Here is a 16,389-nt window from a genome sequence, read left to right as displayed (position 1 = left end):
GAAAACGTCACTAACCATAAAAATAGGGAGAATGAAATGACCAAGGAAGCCAAGGCGGGCCTGAGCCGCCGCGCCGTGCTGGCTGCCGGCGCATCCGCTCCGCTCGTGTCGATCCTCTCGCGCCGCGCAAGCGCCGCCGAGTTCACCCTCAAATTCGCAACCGGCCAGGATCCGTCGCATCCCGTCAACAAGCGGGCAGGCGAGGCTATCGGCCGCATCAAGGAAGCCACTGGCGGACGCGTCGAAATAAACCTGTTTCCGGCCAACCAGCTCGGCTCCGACACGGACCTGCTTGGTCAAATTCGCAACGGCGCCGTTGATTACCTGAACATCGCCTCCTCGGTTCTCGCAACGCTTGTCCCGGGCGCCGGCATCGTCAACACCGGTTTCGCTTTTGCCTCGTACGACGAGGTCTGGAAGGCGATGGACGGCGATCTCGGAAAGTTCGTCAAGGGCGAAATCGAGAATGTCGGCGTGCTTCAGGTCGGCAAGTCCTGGGACAACGGGTTCCGCCAGCTCACGTCGTCGACGCGCGAGATCAAAACGCCGGACGATCTCAAGGGCTTCAAGATGCGCGTGCCCGCGGCACCGATCCTGACCAGCCTGTTCCAGGCGCTCGGCGCGGGGCCGACCCCGATCAACTTCAACGAGGTCTATTCCGCTCTGCAAACCAAGGTCGTCGAGGGCCAGGAGAACCCGCTCGCCATCATCGCGACCGCGAAGCTCTACGAGGTCCAGAAATATTGCAGCCTCACCAGTCATGTCTGGGACGCCTACATCATCCTCGGCAACCGCCGGTCCTTCCAGCGGCTGCCGTCCGACGTGCAGGAAATCGTGACGCGTGAGCTGAACACGGCGGCCGACGCCGAGCGTGCGGATATCGCAGCGTTGTCAAAATCGCTGCGCGAGGACCTCTCGGCCAAGGGCCTGCAGTTCGTCGAGGTCGACAAGCCTTCCTTCCGGAGCACGCTCGGCAAGACGACGTTCTACAAGGACTGGCGTGAGAAGTTCGGCAACAAGGGCTGGACGCTGCTGGAGCAGACGGTGGGCAAGCTCGGATGAGCGCCCATCCGCAGGCAGGAGCGCTGGCCGGGTCCTCACCGGCCGTGGTGAGGTCGCTCGACCGGTTGCTGGGTCTGGCCACGGAGCCGCTGGCGGCCGTCGTGGTTGTCGCCGAAGTCCTTGTTCTGCTGACCGGTGTCGTGTCGCGCTTCGTTTTCAACCATCCACTGACATGGTCGGATGAACTTGCCTCGATCATGTTCCTGTGGCTGGCGATGCTCGGCGCAGCGATCGCGCAACGGCGCGGACAGCACATGCGGATGACCGCGCTGATCGGAATGTGCTCGGGCTCGCTCCGTGACACGCTGGAGACGGCCGGCACTGCGGCGCCGGCGCTGTTCCTGCTGCTCATCCTGGTTCCGTCGTACAATTTCGCCGAAGACCAGACCTTCGTTCATACGCCAGCGCTCGGCCTCAACGATGCCATCCGTGCCGCCGCGCTGCCCGTCGGCGTCGTGCTGATGCTGATGGCAAGCCTGGTCCGCAGCGCCGATCGCGGCTGGCGCAATATCCTGTTCGCTATCGCCGTCATCGCGGCGCTGGCAGGCGTGCTCTACGCGCTTGGCCCGTGGATCAAGCTGATCGGCAACTGGAATCTCGTCATCTTCTTCGCGGTCCTGCTTGGGCTGGGAGTGCTCGCAGGCGTGCCGATTGCCTTCTGCTTCGGATTGTCGACCGTCTCGTATCTGCTGCTGACCACCACCACGCCAATCGAGGTGATCCCCGGCCGCATCGACGAAGGCGTCAGCTCGCTGATCCTGCTGGCGGTGCCGCTGTTCATCCTGCTTGGATATCTGATCGTGATGACGCGGATGTCGACGGCGATGGTGAATTTTCTCGCCGCCCTGGTCGGGCATGTCGAGGGCGGCCTCGCCTATGTGCTGCTCGGCGCGATGCTGCTGGTCTCGGGCATTTCCGGCGCCAAGACCGCTGACATGGCGGCGGTCGCACCGGTTCTGTTTCCCGACATGAAGAAGCGCGGCATCCACGAGGGCGAACTCGTCTCGCTGCTGGCGGCATCCGGCGCCATGGCGGAAACCATCCCGCCGTCGATCGTGCTCATTATCATCGGCTCGGTGACCGGCGTTTCGATCGCGGCATTGTTCACTGGCGGAATCATGCCCGGCATCGTGCTGGCGCTGGCGCTGGCCATTATTGCGCGCCGTCGGATGGCGGAAAGGACAACGGTCGAACGCGGAGCAACGAGTGCCCGTGAGATCGGCCGCACCTTCCTCATCGCCGCGCCGGCCCTGATGCTGCCCATCATCATCCGGGCCGCGGTGATGGAGGGCGTGGCGACCGCGACCGAGGTGGCCACGATCGGCATCGCCTATGCGATCGTGATCGGAATTCTCGTCTACCGCTCGTTCAACTGGAGAGAATTCTATCCGGCCCTTGTCGGTACCGCCGCGCTTTCGGGAACCATCTTGTTCATCATTGGTGCCGCGACGTGCATGTCCTGGGCCCTGACGCAATCGAACTTCTCGCACACGCTCGCAGCCGCCCTGGCGAACGCGCCAGGCGGCCGCTACGGCTTCCTGATCGGCTCCATCGTGCTTTTCATCGTGCTCGGCAGTGTGCTCGAGGGAATTCCCGCGATGGTGCTGTTCGGTCCGCTGCTATTTCCGGTGGCGAAGCAGCTCGGCGTGCACGAGGTGCACTATGCGATGGTCGTCATCCTCGCCATGGGCATCGGCCTGTTCGCACCGCCCTTCGGACTCGGCTACTACGCCGCATGCTCGATCGGCCGGGTCGACCCGACTGCCGGCATGAGGCGCATCTGGAGCTATCTCGCGGCGTTGGTTGTCGGGCTGCTCGTCGTGGCCTTCGTCCCCTGGATCTCTACCGGTTTTCTCCCGTGATGCGCGGGAAGCGCATCTGATCGCTGCGGCCGCGGGCCCAACCGGGCCGCATGAAGATGGTGTTTTGCTCATGTCGGCTCACGCCTCCCTCACCTCCGACCCACCGCTTCCATCAGGCGCAGTTGTCCAACGCCTGGCGGACGCCATCCGTTTCCTTGCCGTCGACGCGATCCTGAACGCCGGGGAGGGCCACCAGGGGGTTCCGCTCGGCATGGCCGAGATCGCCACTGCGCTTTTCACGCGGCATCTGAAATATAATCCAAAGGATCCGCGGTGGCCCGACCGCGACCGTGTCGTCGTCTCGAACGGCCACGGATCGATGCTGCTCTATGCCCTTCTCAATTTGACCGGTTATGAGAAGATCTCTCTCTCCGAGGTGAAGTCCTTCCGCGAGCTTGGCTCGCATTGCGCCGGGCACCCCGAATACGATCCTGCGGCCGGAATCGAGACGACGACGGGACCGCTCGGACAAGGCATCGCGAACGCTCTCGGAATGGCGATTGCGGAGGCGCATTTGCGGGCGCGTTTCGGGTCCGGAATCGTCGACCACATGACGTACGCCTTCGTCGGCGACGGATGCCTGCAGGAGGGGGTGGGTCAGGAGGTCATTTCGCTCGCCGGGCACCTGCACCTCGGTCATCTGGTGTTCCTCTGGGACAACAACGAAATCACCGACGACGGCGCGACTTCGCTGAGCATCTCCGAGAACGTGGCCGAGCGCTTCCGCGTTGCCGGCTGGCATGTCGCCGAGGTGGACGGACACGATATCGAGGAGGTCAGCGAGGCGCTCGCAGCGGCCAGAGGGGATGATCGCCCGTCGTTGATCGCGTGCCGTACCACGATCGCCAAAGGCATTCGCCGCCTTGAAGGCCAGCGCGGCGGGCACAGCGGTAAACTGTTCGCCGCCGATCGCGACGAGATGGCGCAATCGCGGCGCTGGCCCGGTACGCCCTTCACCGTTCCAAACGACATTGCCGCGGCGTGGCTCGATGCGGGAGGCCGTTCGCGCAACGAATACGAATCGTGGCAGCGTCGGCTGGCGACGCTGGACAGCGCGGATCGATCTTCGTTCGAACGATCCTTTGAAGGTCACCTTCCCGACGGGTGGCGCGACGTCACATCGCGTTACAAGGCACGTGCGATCGCGGGCAGCAAGCCCGCATATTCGATCGAGACATCCGGCGAGCTGGCAAGCGCGCTGTATGATGTCGTACCGGACATCATGACCTGTTGCGCGGATCTCGAAGCGCCGACCAACCACAAGCGGCAGCTTGCGGCCTTCACGGCCAGCGCTGCCGCCGGCCGCTACGTCCATTGTGGCGTACGCGAACACGCGATGGGCTCGCTCGCCAATGGCATGGCCGCTCATGGCGGCGTCATCCCGTTGGCCGTGACCTATCTTGCGTTCGCCGATTACGAGCGTCCGGCGATGCGGATGGCCGCGCTCATGGGCCTGCCGGTCAAATTCATTTTCAGCCACGACTCGATCGCAATCGGCAAAAACGGCCCTACCCATCAGCCCGTCGAAATTCTTGCCTCGCTGCGGGCGATGCCGAACATGCTGGTCATGCGACCCGCCGACGCCGTCGAGATGGCCGAGTGTTGGGAAATCATGATGGAGTATACCACGGGACCGATCTCGCTCGTGTGCGCTCGCCAACTGCTCCGACAGCATAGATCTGATACAAACCTGGAAAACCGCGCACGACGCGGCGCCTACGTCCTCGCGGAGGCCGATGGTGAACGGCGGGTTACGCTGCTCGCCACTGGCTCCGAGGTGGCATTGGCCGTGGACGCGCGATCCATCCTGCAAGCGAAAGGGATCCCGACGGCAGTCGTATCGCTGCCGTGCTGGGAGCTGTTTGAGGCGCAGGACAGGGACTATCGCTCGTCGGTTTTGCGCGACGGCACCGTCCGGGTCGGAGTAGAGGCCGCGATGAAATTCGGGTGGGAGCGCTGGCTCGGCGATGACGGCACCTTCGTCGGCATGACCGGATTTGGCGCTTCAGGTCCAGCCGACGCACTTTATCGACACTTCAACATCACCGCAGATGCGATCGTTGCAGCTGCGCTGGCAAACCTCTAACGCGCCCCGCGACCAAAGTCGCTGAGTCCTCCAGGAGAATTGGATCATGAAGGCCGCCGGTTCCGCACGCATCGTATTTCTCGACCGTGATACAATGCCGGCCGATATCAGCCTTTCGCCGGCTCGCATTTCCGCACGAAGTTAGTCGAATTCGGCGCTACGAAGCCCGATCAATTCGCCGAGAGAATCGTCAGCGCCGACATCTTAACCAGCAACAGGCGTCCGTACGACTCGCGGAATTGACATCGGCGACGAAGCTGCGGCTGATGGCGATCGCGGCCGCAATCGCTCGCAGACCAGCTTGTCGACGACATCGGGGGATTTTTGAGGTGGCCTACCAAGGAACATGGTGGCAGCGACGCGCCAACGGTCTTCATTTGCCGAGGCGGGCAGTCGCACGGGCATGTTCGGAAATGCTCTCGGTACTATCCGGCGGACACGGCCGCGGCGATTCGGTCGTAGCCTTTGAGCCAGTAGATCGTCGCTGACACGATCCAGGCGACCACAAAAATGCCGATGACGACAAATCCGAAATTGGCGAGATCGTCGTTGATCTGGCCGATCCAGGACCATATGCCACCGTTCAATCCGAATTGTTCCGAGATCAGCGCGATCGCCTCGATGCCGCCGATCAGCAGCGCAACCACGACTGATACAGCAGTGATTGTCAGATTGTACCACAGCTTGCGGACCGGATTGACGAACGCCCAACCATAGGCACCTACCATCAGCGCGCTGTCTGCGGTGTCAACCAGCGCCATGCTGGCGGTGAACAGCGCCGGAAATACCAGCGCGTGCCAGGGCGACAGGCCGCCGGCGGCCTCGGAGCCGGCAATGCTCAAGAGTCCGATCTCGGTCGCGGTGTCGAAGCCAAGGCCGAACAGCAGCCCAATCGGATACATGTGCCAGCTCTTGGTCACGACCCGAAACAGCGGACGAAACACTCGGCCGATCACGCCACCGGCGTGCCACTCCATGGCGTCATCGCCATCCAGGACGCCGTTGCGCGCGGCTCGGAACGATCGCCAGACCGAGTGAAGGATGAACAGGTTCAGGACCGCAATCAACAGCAGGAAGACCGCCGAAATCAAAACACCGACCGCGCCGCCATGGCTCTTGAAGGTGACGAGATCGTCCTTCAGCGCGGCGGCGGTCGCCGCGAGCAGGACGACGGCGGCGAACACCACGGTCGAGTGCCCGAGCGAAAAGAACAGGCCTGTCGTCACCGGGCGTTCGCCCTGCTGCATCAGTTTGCGTACGGTGTTGTCGATCGCCGCGATGTGGTCGGCATCGACCGCGTGGCGCAGTCCGAACACCCAGGCCAGCAGCGCCGTTCCCAGCAATGCCGGCCGTCCTTGAGATGCCTCAAATGCCCACGCCCAAGCCGCGATATTCAGGGCGGTCAGGACCAGGAACAGACCGGTGACGGATGACCTGATCCCGGCCCGACGCGCGACCGGCGGAGAAGCAATCGACGTCATAAAGGCTTCGGCAGGCATTTCTTCTGTTTCTTTTCTTCTGTTTCTTTGATTGTTTTGCATCTCATCGCGCCTCCTAGCGAGGCGGCGGGAGAAGATGAATATATGAAGAAAGCCCGCGCAGCGTCAATTGTGCGTTCCCGGGCGATCTCTGAAGCGCGCGCAACGCGCACCGCGATCTTGAATGGCTGTCGCCGCCGGCACATCCCTGCCGTTGCATCGGACGAGGCTCACCTGATTGCGCCGCCAGTAAGAAGAGGACTACATTATGCGCCTTGGCTCGCCGCGCGGTCGATCCGGCGTGCCGGTTGGGGAATCGATGGGGCTTTATCAATGAATCGGGCATCCCAATTGCCGGCCTTCAACGTTCTCTGGTTGCAGGGTGCGAGTTGCGGCGGCTGCACCATGGCGGTGCTGGAAACGGGACAGTCCGGCTGGTTTGAGGAACTGAAGTCGTTTGGTATCCGGCTGATCTGGCATCCCTCAGTGAGCGAGGCGACGGGGTCTGAAGTCACCGCCATTCTCGAGGAGGTGCGGGCCGGGCATATTCCACTCGATGCACTGATCCTGGAGGGGTCCGTCCTGCGGGGGCCGAACGGCAGCGGCCGCTTCAACATGTTCGCCGGCACCGGGCGATCGATCTATCAATGGATCACTGAACTTGCCCCCGTCGCGAGCTATGTGGTGTCGGTCGGAAGTTGCGCCGCCTATGGCGGCGTTCCGGCCGCCGGCATCAACCCCACCGACGCCACCGGATTGCAGTTTGATGGCACCGAGCAGGGCGGCGCACTCGGCGCCTCGTTCTGTTCGCGGCGCGGCATGCCTGTGATCAACATCGCGGGCTGCGCACCTCATCCCGGCTGGATCATGGAGACCCTGGTCGCGCTGGCCACCAACGATCTCGCTGCGACCGATCTCGATGGCTATGGCCGTCCGAAGTTCATCGCCAACCATCTCGCGCATCATGGCTGCTCGCGAAATGAGTTCTACGAATTCAAGGCCAGCGCCGAAAAAATGTCGGAGCTCGGCTGCATGATGGAGCATCTGGGCTGCAAGGCCACCCAGGCGGTCGGCGACTGCAACCAGCGCTCCTGGAATGGCGGCGGATCCTGCACCAAGGGTGGCTATGCCTGCATTTCCTGCACGTCGCCCGGATTCGAGTCGTCGCGCAATTTCCTCGAGACCGGCAAGCTTGCGGGCATTCCGATCGGATTGCCGCTGGACATGCCGAAGGCGTGGTTCGTGGCACTGTCCGCCTTGTCGAAATCCGCCACGCCGAAGCGCGTGCGATCCAATGCCACGTCCGATCACATCGTTATTCCGCCGGGCCGCAGCGGCGGCAAGACCAAGCCATGACGCGGATCACGATCGGCCCCTTCAATCGGGTTGAAGGCGATCTCGAGGTCAAGCTGGACATCGCGGATGGCATTGTCACCACGGCGGAAGTCACGGTCCCGCTGTATCGCGGCTTCGAGCAGATTCTCGAAGGCCGGCCGGCGCTCGATGCGCTGGCCCTGGCGCCGAGAATTTGCGGAATTTGTTCGGTGTCGCAGTCGATCGCGGCGGCGACCGCGCTACGCGGTGCGCTCGGAATCGAGGCCGCGCCGAACGGCGAGCTGGCAGCCAACATCGCCCACGCATCGGAAAACGCCGCCGATCATCTGACGCACTTCTACATCTTCTTCATGCCGGATTTCGCGCGCGGCGCCTACGCTGCGGCGCCCTGGCACGCGGCCATCGCCGAGCGCTTCGCCGCCGTCACCGGCAAGGTCGGCCGTGAAGTTCTGCCAGCGCGCGCTCGCCTGCTGGAGATCATGGGCATCGTCGCTGGAAAATGGCCGCACAGCCTGGCGTTTCAGCCGGGTGGTACGACGAGGGCGATCGATCTGGGCGAACGGATTCGCCTCCTGTCGATCGTCGCCGGATTCCGCTCATTTCTGCAGACGACGGTTTTTGCCGATTCGCTCGAAGCCGTGCTCGCGATCGAAACCAGCGCGCAGCTCGATCGCTGGCGCGACGGGCGCGGCGGCGACTTTTGCTGTTTCCTCGCGCTCGCCGGTGAGCTTGGGCTGGAGCAACTCGGCCAGGGCAGGGGACCGTTGATGAGCTTCGGCGCCTATCAAGGCGACCAGGGCGCGTTGTTGCCGCGCGGGGTTTTTGCCGGTGATGCGGGCCTGACGGTGCTGTCGACCGCCGACATCGCCGAGGATGTTTCGCACGCCTGGATGCTGGACGGCGCCGGTGATCCGGCGCTGAGTGCGACCATCCCCAATCCGGATAAGGCCGGCGCCTATAGCTGGGCAAAAGCGCCCCGATTGGGCGGCAAGCCGGTCGAGGTGGGAGCGCTGGCGCGGCAGGTCGTGGCAGGCCGGCCCTTGCTGCGCGAACTGGTGACCAGGTCGGGCAGCAACGTCCGCAACCGCGTCATTGCCCGGTTGATCGAGACCGCGCAGCTGGCGGTCGTGATGGAAAAATGGGTTCGGTCGTTGCGCCTCAATGAACCGTTCTGCGCCGACGTCAAATCGCAGGGCGAGGGCCGCGCCGCAGGACTTGTCGAGGCCGCCCGCGGCAGTCTCGGCCACTGGGTTGAACTGAGCAACGGCAGGATTTCCCGCTACCAGATCATCGCGCCCACCACCTGGAATTTTTCGCCGCGTGACACGCACGGAACGCCCGGTCCGCTGGAGCAGGCACTGGTCGGAACCAGGGTCGGAGACGAAGGCGCGAGCTCGGTCGCCGTGCAGCACGTGGTCCGCTCGTTCGATCCCTGCATGGTTTGCACCGCGCATTGAGGTGCCCCATCCGGTTAGTTGCTTACCATGTCTGAAAACAAGTTTCCGCATGGCGACGTCGATGTTGCGATGCAGCCGAGCTCGCCAATTCGCCTCGCACATTGAAACTGCTGCAGCTTCGTAGCTCCGTGCGCCTTGCGGGGGCTTGGCCTGCTTCTTGCTGTTGCCTTGCCGGATGACCGACTGCGGTGCGAAACCCGCGGCGGCTGAGGAAACGAAAGAGAGGGGCCATGGGCGCCGGCACGGAAACATTTTACAGCGTGATTCGCCGGCAGGGCATCACGCGTCGCAGCTTTCACAAGTTCTGCAGCCTGACCGCGACCAGCCTGGGCCTCGGGCCGCTGGCGGCCACCAGCATCGCCAACGCGCTTGAAACCAAGCCGCGCGTGCCGGTGATCTGGATGCACGGCCTCGAATGCACGTGCTGCTCGGAAAGCTTCATTCGTTCCGCGCATCCGTTGGCGAAGGATGCGGTGCTGTCGATGATCTCGCTCGATTACGACGACACCATCATGGCGGCCGCTGGTCATCAGGCCGAAGCCATCCTCGAGGAAACCAGGGCCAAGTATAAGGGTCAGTACATTCTCGCGGTCGAGGGCAATCCGCCGCTCAACGAAGGCGGCATGTTCTGCATCGACGGCGGCAAGCCGTTCGTCGAGAAGCTCAAGCTGATGGCCGAGGACGCCATGGCGATCATCGCCTGGGGCGCCTGCGCTTCCTGGGGCTGCGTGCAGGCGGCGAAGCCGAATCCGACCCAGGCGACGCCGATCGACAAGGTGATCAACAACAAGCCGATCATCAAGGTGCCCGGCTGCCCGCCGATCGCCGAGGTCATGACTGGCGTGGTGACCTTCATTACCACCTTCGGCAAGCTCCCGGAGCTCGACCGGCAGTGCCGGCCGAAAATGTTCTACTCGCAGCGCATTCACGACAAATGCTATCGCCGTCCGCATTTCGACGCCGGGCAGTTCGTCGAGGAATGGGACGACGAGGCCGCCCGCAAGGGACAATGCCTGTACAAGATGGGCTGCAAGGGTCCCACCACCTACAACGCCTGTTCGACGGTGCGCTGGAACGGCGGCGTTTCGTTCCCGATCCAATCGGGTCACGGCTGCATCGGCTGCTCGGAGGACGGTTTCTGGGACAAGGGCAGTTTCTACGACCGGCTTACCACCATCAAGCAGTTCGGCATCGAGAGAAATGCCGATCAGGTCGGGATGGTTGCCGCGGGCGCCGTCGGCGCCGCCGTCGTTGCCCATGCGGCCGCGACCGCCGTCAAGCGTATCGCCGGCAAGCGCGATAACGCCGATCAGAAACAGTAGTTTCAAGGAACGAAAATCATGGGCATCCAGACTCCCAACGGCTTCAATCTCGACAATTCCGGCAAGCGCATTGTGGTCGATCCGGTGACCCGGATCGAGGGCCATATGCGGGTCGAGGTCAACCTCGATTCCGACAATGTCATTCGCAACGCGGTTTCGACGGGCACGATGTGGCGCGGAATCGAAACCATCCTGCGCGGCCGCGATCCGCGCGATGCCTGGGCCTTCACCGAACGGATATGCGGCGTCTGCACCGGCACCCACGCGCTGACCTCGGTCCGCGCGGTCGAAAACGCGCTCGGAATCATGATTCCCGACAACGCGAATTCGATCCGCAACATCATGCAGCTCTGCCTGCAGGTGCATGACCACATCGTGCATTTTTATCATCTGCATGCGCTCGACTGGGTCGACGTGGTGTCGGCATTGAAGGCCGACCCGAAGGCGACCTCGCTGCTCGCGCAGTCGATCTCGAGCTGGCCGCTGTCATCGCCGGGGTACTTCAAGGATCTGCAGACCCGGCTGACCAAATTCGTCGAGTCGGGGCAGCTCGGTCCGTTCAAGAACGGCTATTGGGGCCACGCCGCCTACAAACTGCCGCCGGAGGCCAACCTCATGGCGGTGGCGCACTATCTGGAGGCGCTGGATTTCCAGAAGGACATCGTCAAGGTCCATACCATCTACGGCGGCAAGAATCCGCACCCGAATTGGCTGGTTGGCGGCGTGCCTTGCGCGATCAATGTCGACGGCACCGGCGCGGTCGGCGCCATCAACATGGAACGGCTCAATCACGTCTCTTCGATCATCGACCGCTGCATCGAGTTCACCGAGATGGTGTATCTGCCCGACGTGGTGGCGATCGGTTCGTTCTACAAGGAGTGGCTGTTCGGCGGCGGCCTGTCCAGCAAGAGCGTCATGGCCTATGGCGATATCCCGGAAAATGCCAACGACTACTCGGCAAAAAATCTCAGTCTGCCGCGCGGCGTGATCGTCAACGGTAATCTCAATGAGGTGCTGCCGATCGATCATGGCGATCCCGAGCAGATCCAGGAATTCGTCACCCATTCGTGGTACAAATATGCAGATGAATCCAGGGGACTGCATCCCTGGGACGGCGTCACCGAGCCGAACTATCAGCTCGGCCCGAACGCCAAAGGGACCAAGACCGACATCAAGGAGCTTGACGAGGGCGGCAAGTATTCCTGGATCAAGGCGCCGCGATGGCGCGGCCATGCGGTCGAGGTCGGGCCCTTGGCGCGCTATATCGTCGGCTACGCGCAGGGCAGGCCGGAGTTCAAGGAGCCGACCGACAGGCTTTTGAAGACGCTGGACCTGCCGTTGACCGCGTTGTTCTCGACGCTGGGACGTACCGCGGCGCGCGCATTGGAATGTGAATGGGCCGGTCACCAGATGCGACATTTCCAGGACAAGCTGGTCGCGCGCATCAAGGCCGGCGATTCATCGACCGCCAATGTCGAGAAGTGGAAACCGGAAAGCTGGCCGAAGGAAGCCAAGGGTTACGGCTTTACCGAGGCCCCGCGTGGCGCGCTGGCGCACTGGATCAAGATCAAGGACACCAAGATCGACAATTATCAGTGCGTCGTTCCCACTACCTGGAACGGGTCGCCGCGCGATCCCAGCGGCAATATCGGCGCGTTCGAGGCGTCCCTGATGGACACCCCGATGGCTGATCCGGAGAAGCCGCTCGAGATCTTGCGGACCATCCATTCGTTCGATCCTTGCCTGGCGTGCTCGACGCACGTCATGAGCCCAGACGGTCAGGAGCTCGCCAATGTTAAAGTCCGTTGAAGGTGAATTGGCAGCCCCCGATCTGGAGGCCATCGCCGCCGATGCGCATGGCGAACGCGCGGTCGGACGCACGACTGTTTACGTCTACGAAGCGCCGGTGCGAATCTGCCACTGGGTCAACGCGCTGGCAATCGTCGTGCTGATGGTCACCGGCTATCTGATCGCCTCGCCGTTGCCCGCCGTCGGCGGCGAAGCTTCCGATCATTTCGGTATGGGGTACATTCGGTTTACCCATTTCGCCGCCGGACAGGTGCTTGCGGTGTTCTTTCTCGCGCGGATATTCTGGGCGTTCATCGGCAATCACCATGCCCGCCAGATCTTCTACGTTCCGGTTCATCGCAAGCAGTTCTGGAAAGAAGTGCTGCACGAGGTGCGTTGGTACGCTTTTCTGGAACGCGACCCGAAAATGTATGTCGGTCACAATCCGCTGGCTCAGATTGCGATGTTCACCGGCTTCACCCTGTTCGTGGCCTTCATGATCTGCACCGGTTTCGCGCTGTATTCGGAAGGCACCGGCATCGATAGCTGGCAGCACGCATTGTTTGGCTGGGTTTTCGCAATCTGGCCCAACAGCCAGGACGTGCATACCTGGCATCACCTCGGCATGTGGGCCCTGGTCGCGTTCGTCATCGTCCATGTCTACGCGGCGATTCGCGAGGACATCATGTCGCGGCAGAGCATCATCTCCTCGATGGTCTCGGGCGAGCGCCAGTTCCGCGACGAGGCCTGAGCATCATGATCGCGGCAGGCAGTTCTCCCAAGGTCCTCGTGCTCGGCATCGGAAACATCCTGTGGGCGGATGAGGGCTTTGGGGTAAGGGTGGTAGAGGAGTTCCACCGCCGCTACGCCGTTCCGGACAATCTCACGTTGCTCGATGGCGGCACGCAGGGTCTCTATCTCGTCAATTTTGTCCAGGAGGCTGACTACCTGATCGTGTTCGACGCGATCGACTACGGCATCGAGCCTGGTACGCTGAAACTGGTGCGGGACGAGGATGTGCCAAAATTCACCGGCGTCAAGAAGATGAGCCTGCATCAGACCGGCTTTCAGGAAGTGCTGAGCGCGGCCGATCTGCTCGGCCAATATCCCGAGCGCCTGGCACTGATCGGATGCCAGGCGCTGGATCTGGAGAACTGGGGCGGTCCACTCACCGAGGTGGTGCGAAATCAGATCATTCCTGCGATCGAGGCCGCCTGCACGGTTCTTGCCGAGTGGGGCGTACCGGTCGCCGCGCGCGCGACACCGATTGCCGAATCTGAAGGTCTGCTCGGCAATGACATCGATATTGCGCGCTACGAGCGCCGCGAGATGCCAAGTACGGTCACTGGGTAAGGCGGGGTCTCATGTGTGTTGGACTGCCCATGACGATCATCGAGACCGATGGCGTCTCTGCGCTATGCGAGCGGCGCAGCGAGCGCCGTCTGGTCTCAGTTCTGCTGCTCGATCGACCGCCGGTCGGCGCGCAGGTGCTGGTTTTCATCGATAGCGCGATCCGGCTGCTCGGGGCTGAGGAAGCCGGCCAGATCGACAATGCCGTTGACGGACTGGCCGCCGCCTGCAACGGCGAGGATTTCGACCATCTGTTCGCCGATCTGATCAATCGCGAACCTGAATTGCCAGAGCACCTCCGACCGGTATAGCGCCCGTCGCCAGGGCGAGACGGCGCCCGCGGCTTTGTCGGAGATCAAACAGGCGTCGGTGTAAGGTTGCTAACCAGTATTGTAAGGCAGCTATGCCGTCAGCAGCTGGGGAACTTCCAGGCGAAAAAATATTCCATCTAAACAGACACTTGGAGATGGTTACGCAATAGCCAGAACTGGCATGTGACTTGCTGTTTCTCCAGGCAAAAGCGCAAATCCGATTGGGAGGGAATGATGGCATCGCGAGAAGGTCTAGCTTTTCGTCGGCACGGGTTGCCGACGGTCGACGTTGCGCAGATAGATCATTTCCTGACCGACGTCGAAGCCGCCGGCGCGCTGGCGGTACTGCTGTTCGCAGGTGACCCTGTGCGCTGGCCCGAAGCCGCCGACGTCGCCGTTGTCCTGCCCGAACTGATCGAAGCGTTCCAGGGACGGCTTCAGGGCGCGGTAATTGCCCAGCCGGCCGAACTTGCATTGGCTCCCCGATTCAACGTCCAGGTCTATCCAAGCCTGGTGCTGTGCCGTGATGGCAAGGTGATGGACGTCATTCCGAAGATCAAGGACTGGTCGGTCTATATCGACCGCGTGACGGCGCTGCTCGACGGCGCCATCAAGGTTGGAAACAGCGCCAAGGTCGTCCAGTCGATTTCAGGGCTGGATCGCAGCCGGGGAGTGTCATGAAGCTGGGATATTGGGTTGCGCCCGAGGGCGCGGAGCAAGCGGTCAATGTGTTCCCGATCGGCGCGGAAAGCCTTGAGGTTCGCCATGCCAGTCTGAGCGCCGCCGGCGCGATCAAGGCGCTGGCCTCGCTGGATGGCGCGGCGTTGGCCGAGCAATGTCCACGCGCGATGACGCTGCTGGAGCAACTCACCGCGGCTCTCGCCAGCCAGAGGGTGGGCTCGGCCCCGCAGGCCTTCCGGCTCGACAATTTCACCGCGATGGAACGCAAGCTGGTCGCCGACGTGTTCGGCGAGGGCGAAGTCAGCGGCGTGGTTGCGCTGCCGGATGGATCGGTGGCGCAGATTCAGGAATCCGTGCTGGCCGGGTTGTGGCGCATCCGGCTGGATGGCATCGAGGGGGAGGCGCCGCAGGAATATGTCGAGGTCGCCGCGATCCCCGAACTGGTGGTGCGCGCCGCCGGCGATTTGACCGCGCCGGACTTCAGCCTTGGCGCGCCGCCGGCAGGCGCGATGAATGTGATGCCCGTGCTCGCCGAAATCCGCGAGCGCGCGCAGGCCTATCGGCCCGGCGAGCGCTCGCAGATCATCAATTTTACGCTGCTGCCGATGAGTCCGGTGGACATGACGTTTCTGCAGGAGACCCTGCGCAACGGGCCGATCCAGCTGATCTCGCGCGGCTATGGGACCTGCCGCGTACTCGCCACCGGCACCCGCAATGTCTGGTCGGTGCAGTTCTTCAATTCCATGGACACGATCATCCTCGACACGCTCGAGGTCGGCGGAGTGCCCACAGTGGCGATCGCGGCCGACGAGGACTTCGAAGACTCCGCCGAGCGTCTGATCGAAATCAGGGAGGCCTATTTCACGTGAGCGGGTTTGAGAACTTTGGCATTCGTCAGGATATCGGCGAGCGGACGCGCATGGAATGCGGCATCTGCTGGACGGTCTACGACCCCGTGCTGGGCGACCAGGTGGCACAAATTCCGCCCGGCACCTCGTTTGCCGCCCTGCCGGCGGACTGGACGTGTCCGAACTGCGACGCCGCGCAAACCAAATTCATGATGGTCGAAGGCGAAAACTGAGCTCCGGATAATGTCGGAAACAAGCATGGACCGAGCTGCCGAATTCGCAAGCCTGCTGGAAGACTGCTATCGCCGCATCGGTGAGCGGTCGATGCGTGACCTTCCGGTTTACAACGACGCGCTCGCGGTCGAGGCGGTCGGCTTCAGGGCGGATGGTGAGGCGCTTAGCGGAATCCTGATCACGCCCTGGTTCATGAACCTGGTCCTGCGTCCGCTCGATGGCTCGCCGGCGTCGTGGAGTCCGGGTTCGTCGATCAGCCATGCGTTTCCGGTCGGGGCGATCGATTTCAATGTTGGCGATGTCGATGGTATTGGCCGGATCGCAAGCTGCTCGCTGTTCTCGCCGATGTTCGAATTCAGCACGATGGAGCAGGCGAGGGCAACCGCCGAGGCGGCGTTGATGGAAATTCTGTTGCCGCCGGCCGAGCCCGAACGACCTGCAACAAAGCTGGCGGCGGCGGTGGATCGACGGCGCTTCCTGCGCGGCGAACTGGCGGAGCCGCGGCCATGAAGACATCGGCCGGCGCGGACATCGACATCACGCTGGACCTGGCGGCAGACCGCGTGGTTGGCGTT

General features: G+C 62.8%; 15 protein-coding genes. 14 read left to right on the top strand and 1 reads right to left on the bottom strand.

The window, feature by feature from the left end; genetic code table 11:
* Nucleotides 1-36 precede the first annotated feature (36 nt).
* The 3 genes from WCB02_RS33895 (at nucleotide 37) to WCB02_RS33885 (ending at nucleotide 5,010) form a co-directional block, all read left to right on the top strand.
* The gene (locus WCB02_RS33895) at nucleotides 37-1,062 is read left to right on the top strand and encodes a TRAP transporter substrate-binding protein (protein WP_423965375.1); all 1,026 of its coding nucleotides are present in this window, start codon (nucleotides 37-39) and stop codon (nucleotides 1,060-1,062) included.
* Entirely contained in the window at nucleotides 1,059-2,924 is a 1,866-nt protein-coding gene (locus tag WCB02_RS33890) for a TRAP transporter large permease subunit (RefSeq protein ID WP_423965373.1), read from the top strand. Before WCB02_RS33895 ends, WCB02_RS33890 begins: the two co-directional genes overlap by 4 nt.
* Nucleotides 2,925-2,994: 70 nt before the next feature.
* Nucleotides 2,995-5,010: a transketolase family protein gene (locus WCB02_RS33885; protein WP_423965371.1), complete on the top strand. Its 2,016-nt coding sequence runs from the start codon at nucleotides 2,995-2,997 to the stop codon at nucleotides 5,008-5,010.
* A gap of 425 nt (nucleotides 5,011-5,435) precedes the next feature.
* On the opposite strand, the gene WCB02_RS33880 is transcribed toward WCB02_RS33885, so the two are convergent.
* Nucleotides 5,436-6,491, bottom strand: a complete 1,056-nt coding sequence (locus WCB02_RS33880; protein ID WP_423965368.1) for a HoxN/HupN/NixA family nickel/cobalt transporter — start codon at nucleotides 6,489-6,491, stop codon at nucleotides 5,436-5,438.
* 330 nt (nucleotides 6,492-6,821) lie between these two features.
* On the opposite strand from WCB02_RS33880, the gene WCB02_RS33875 reads away from it, so the two are divergent.
* The 11 genes from WCB02_RS33875 to hybE all read left to right on the top strand — a co-directional run bounded on the left by WCB02_RS33875 (nucleotide 6,822) and on the right by hybE (nucleotide 16,324).
* Nucleotides 6,822-7,844 carry a HupU protein gene (locus WCB02_RS33875; RefSeq protein ID WP_423965365.1) on the top strand — a complete coding sequence of 341 codons (1,023 nt, stop codon included), beginning with the start codon at nucleotides 6,822-6,824 and terminating at the stop codon, nucleotides 7,842-7,844.
* A complete protein-coding gene (locus WCB02_RS33870; RefSeq protein WP_423965363.1) occupies nucleotides 7,841-9,280 on the top strand; it encodes a nickel-dependent hydrogenase large subunit in 1,440 nt (479 codons plus the stop codon). Before WCB02_RS33875 ends, WCB02_RS33870 begins: the two co-directional genes overlap by 4 nt.
* Before the next feature lie 230 nt (nucleotides 9,281-9,510).
* The gene (locus WCB02_RS33865) at nucleotides 9,511-10,602 is read left to right on the top strand and encodes a hydrogenase small subunit (RefSeq protein ID WP_423965361.1); all 1,092 of its coding nucleotides are present in this window, start codon (nucleotides 9,511-9,513) and stop codon (nucleotides 10,600-10,602) included.
* A gap of 18 nt (nucleotides 10,603-10,620) precedes the next feature.
* The gene (locus WCB02_RS33860) at nucleotides 10,621-12,411 is read left to right on the top strand and encodes a nickel-dependent hydrogenase large subunit (RefSeq protein ID WP_423965359.1); all 1,791 of its coding nucleotides are present in this window, start codon (nucleotides 10,621-10,623) and stop codon (nucleotides 12,409-12,411) included.
* A complete protein-coding gene (gene cybH / locus WCB02_RS33855) occupies nucleotides 12,395-13,141 on the top strand; it encodes a Ni/Fe-hydrogenase, b-type cytochrome subunit (protein ID WP_423965357.1) in 747 nt (248 codons plus the stop codon). The genes WCB02_RS33860 and cybH overlap by 17 nt, the downstream gene beginning before the upstream one ends.
* 5 nt (nucleotides 13,142-13,146) lie before the next feature.
* Nucleotides 13,147-13,743, top strand: a complete 597-nt coding sequence (locus tag WCB02_RS33850; protein ID WP_423965354.1) for a HyaD/HybD family hydrogenase maturation endopeptidase — start codon at nucleotides 13,147-13,149, stop codon at nucleotides 13,741-13,743.
* Nucleotides 13,744-13,754: 11 nt separating this feature from the next.
* Nucleotides 13,755-14,051: a HypC/HybG/HupF family hydrogenase formation chaperone gene (gene hypC, locus WCB02_RS33845; protein WP_423965352.1), complete on the top strand. Its 297-nt coding sequence runs from the start codon at nucleotides 13,755-13,757 to the stop codon at nucleotides 14,049-14,051.
* A 234-nt stretch (nucleotides 14,052-14,285) separates the two neighbouring features.
* Nucleotides 14,286-14,732 carry a hydrogenase accessory protein gene (locus tag WCB02_RS33840; RefSeq protein WP_423965350.1) on the top strand — a complete coding sequence of 149 codons (447 nt, stop codon included), beginning with the start codon at nucleotides 14,286-14,288 and terminating at the stop codon, nucleotides 14,730-14,732.
* The gene (locus tag WCB02_RS33835; protein ID WP_423965348.1) at nucleotides 14,729-15,601 is read left to right on the top strand and encodes a hydrogenase expression/formation C-terminal domain-containing protein; all 873 of its coding nucleotides are present in this window, start codon (nucleotides 14,729-14,731) and stop codon (nucleotides 15,599-15,601) included. Before WCB02_RS33840 ends, WCB02_RS33835 begins: the two co-directional genes overlap by 4 nt.
* Nucleotides 15,598-15,813: a rubredoxin gene (locus tag WCB02_RS33830; RefSeq protein ID WP_423965345.1), complete on the top strand. Its 216-nt coding sequence runs from the start codon at nucleotides 15,598-15,600 to the stop codon at nucleotides 15,811-15,813. The genes WCB02_RS33835 and WCB02_RS33830 overlap by 4 nt, the downstream gene beginning before the upstream one ends.
* A gap of 25 nt (nucleotides 15,814-15,838) precedes the next feature.
* The gene (gene hybE, locus WCB02_RS33825; protein ID WP_423965342.1) at nucleotides 15,839-16,324 is read left to right on the top strand and encodes a [NiFe]-hydrogenase assembly chaperone HybE; all 486 of its coding nucleotides are present in this window, start codon (nucleotides 15,839-15,841) and stop codon (nucleotides 16,322-16,324) included.
* The last annotated feature ends 65 nt before the right edge of the window (nucleotides 16,325-16,389 follow it).

It is taken from the genome of Bradyrhizobium sp. (assembly GCF_049581145.1).
Lineage (GTDB): Bacteria > Pseudomonadota > Alphaproteobacteria > Rhizobiales > Xanthobacteraceae > Bradyrhizobium.
The sequence above is the reverse complement of the archived record's forward strand: the minus strand, read 5'-3'. Positions and strand labels throughout refer to the sequence as shown.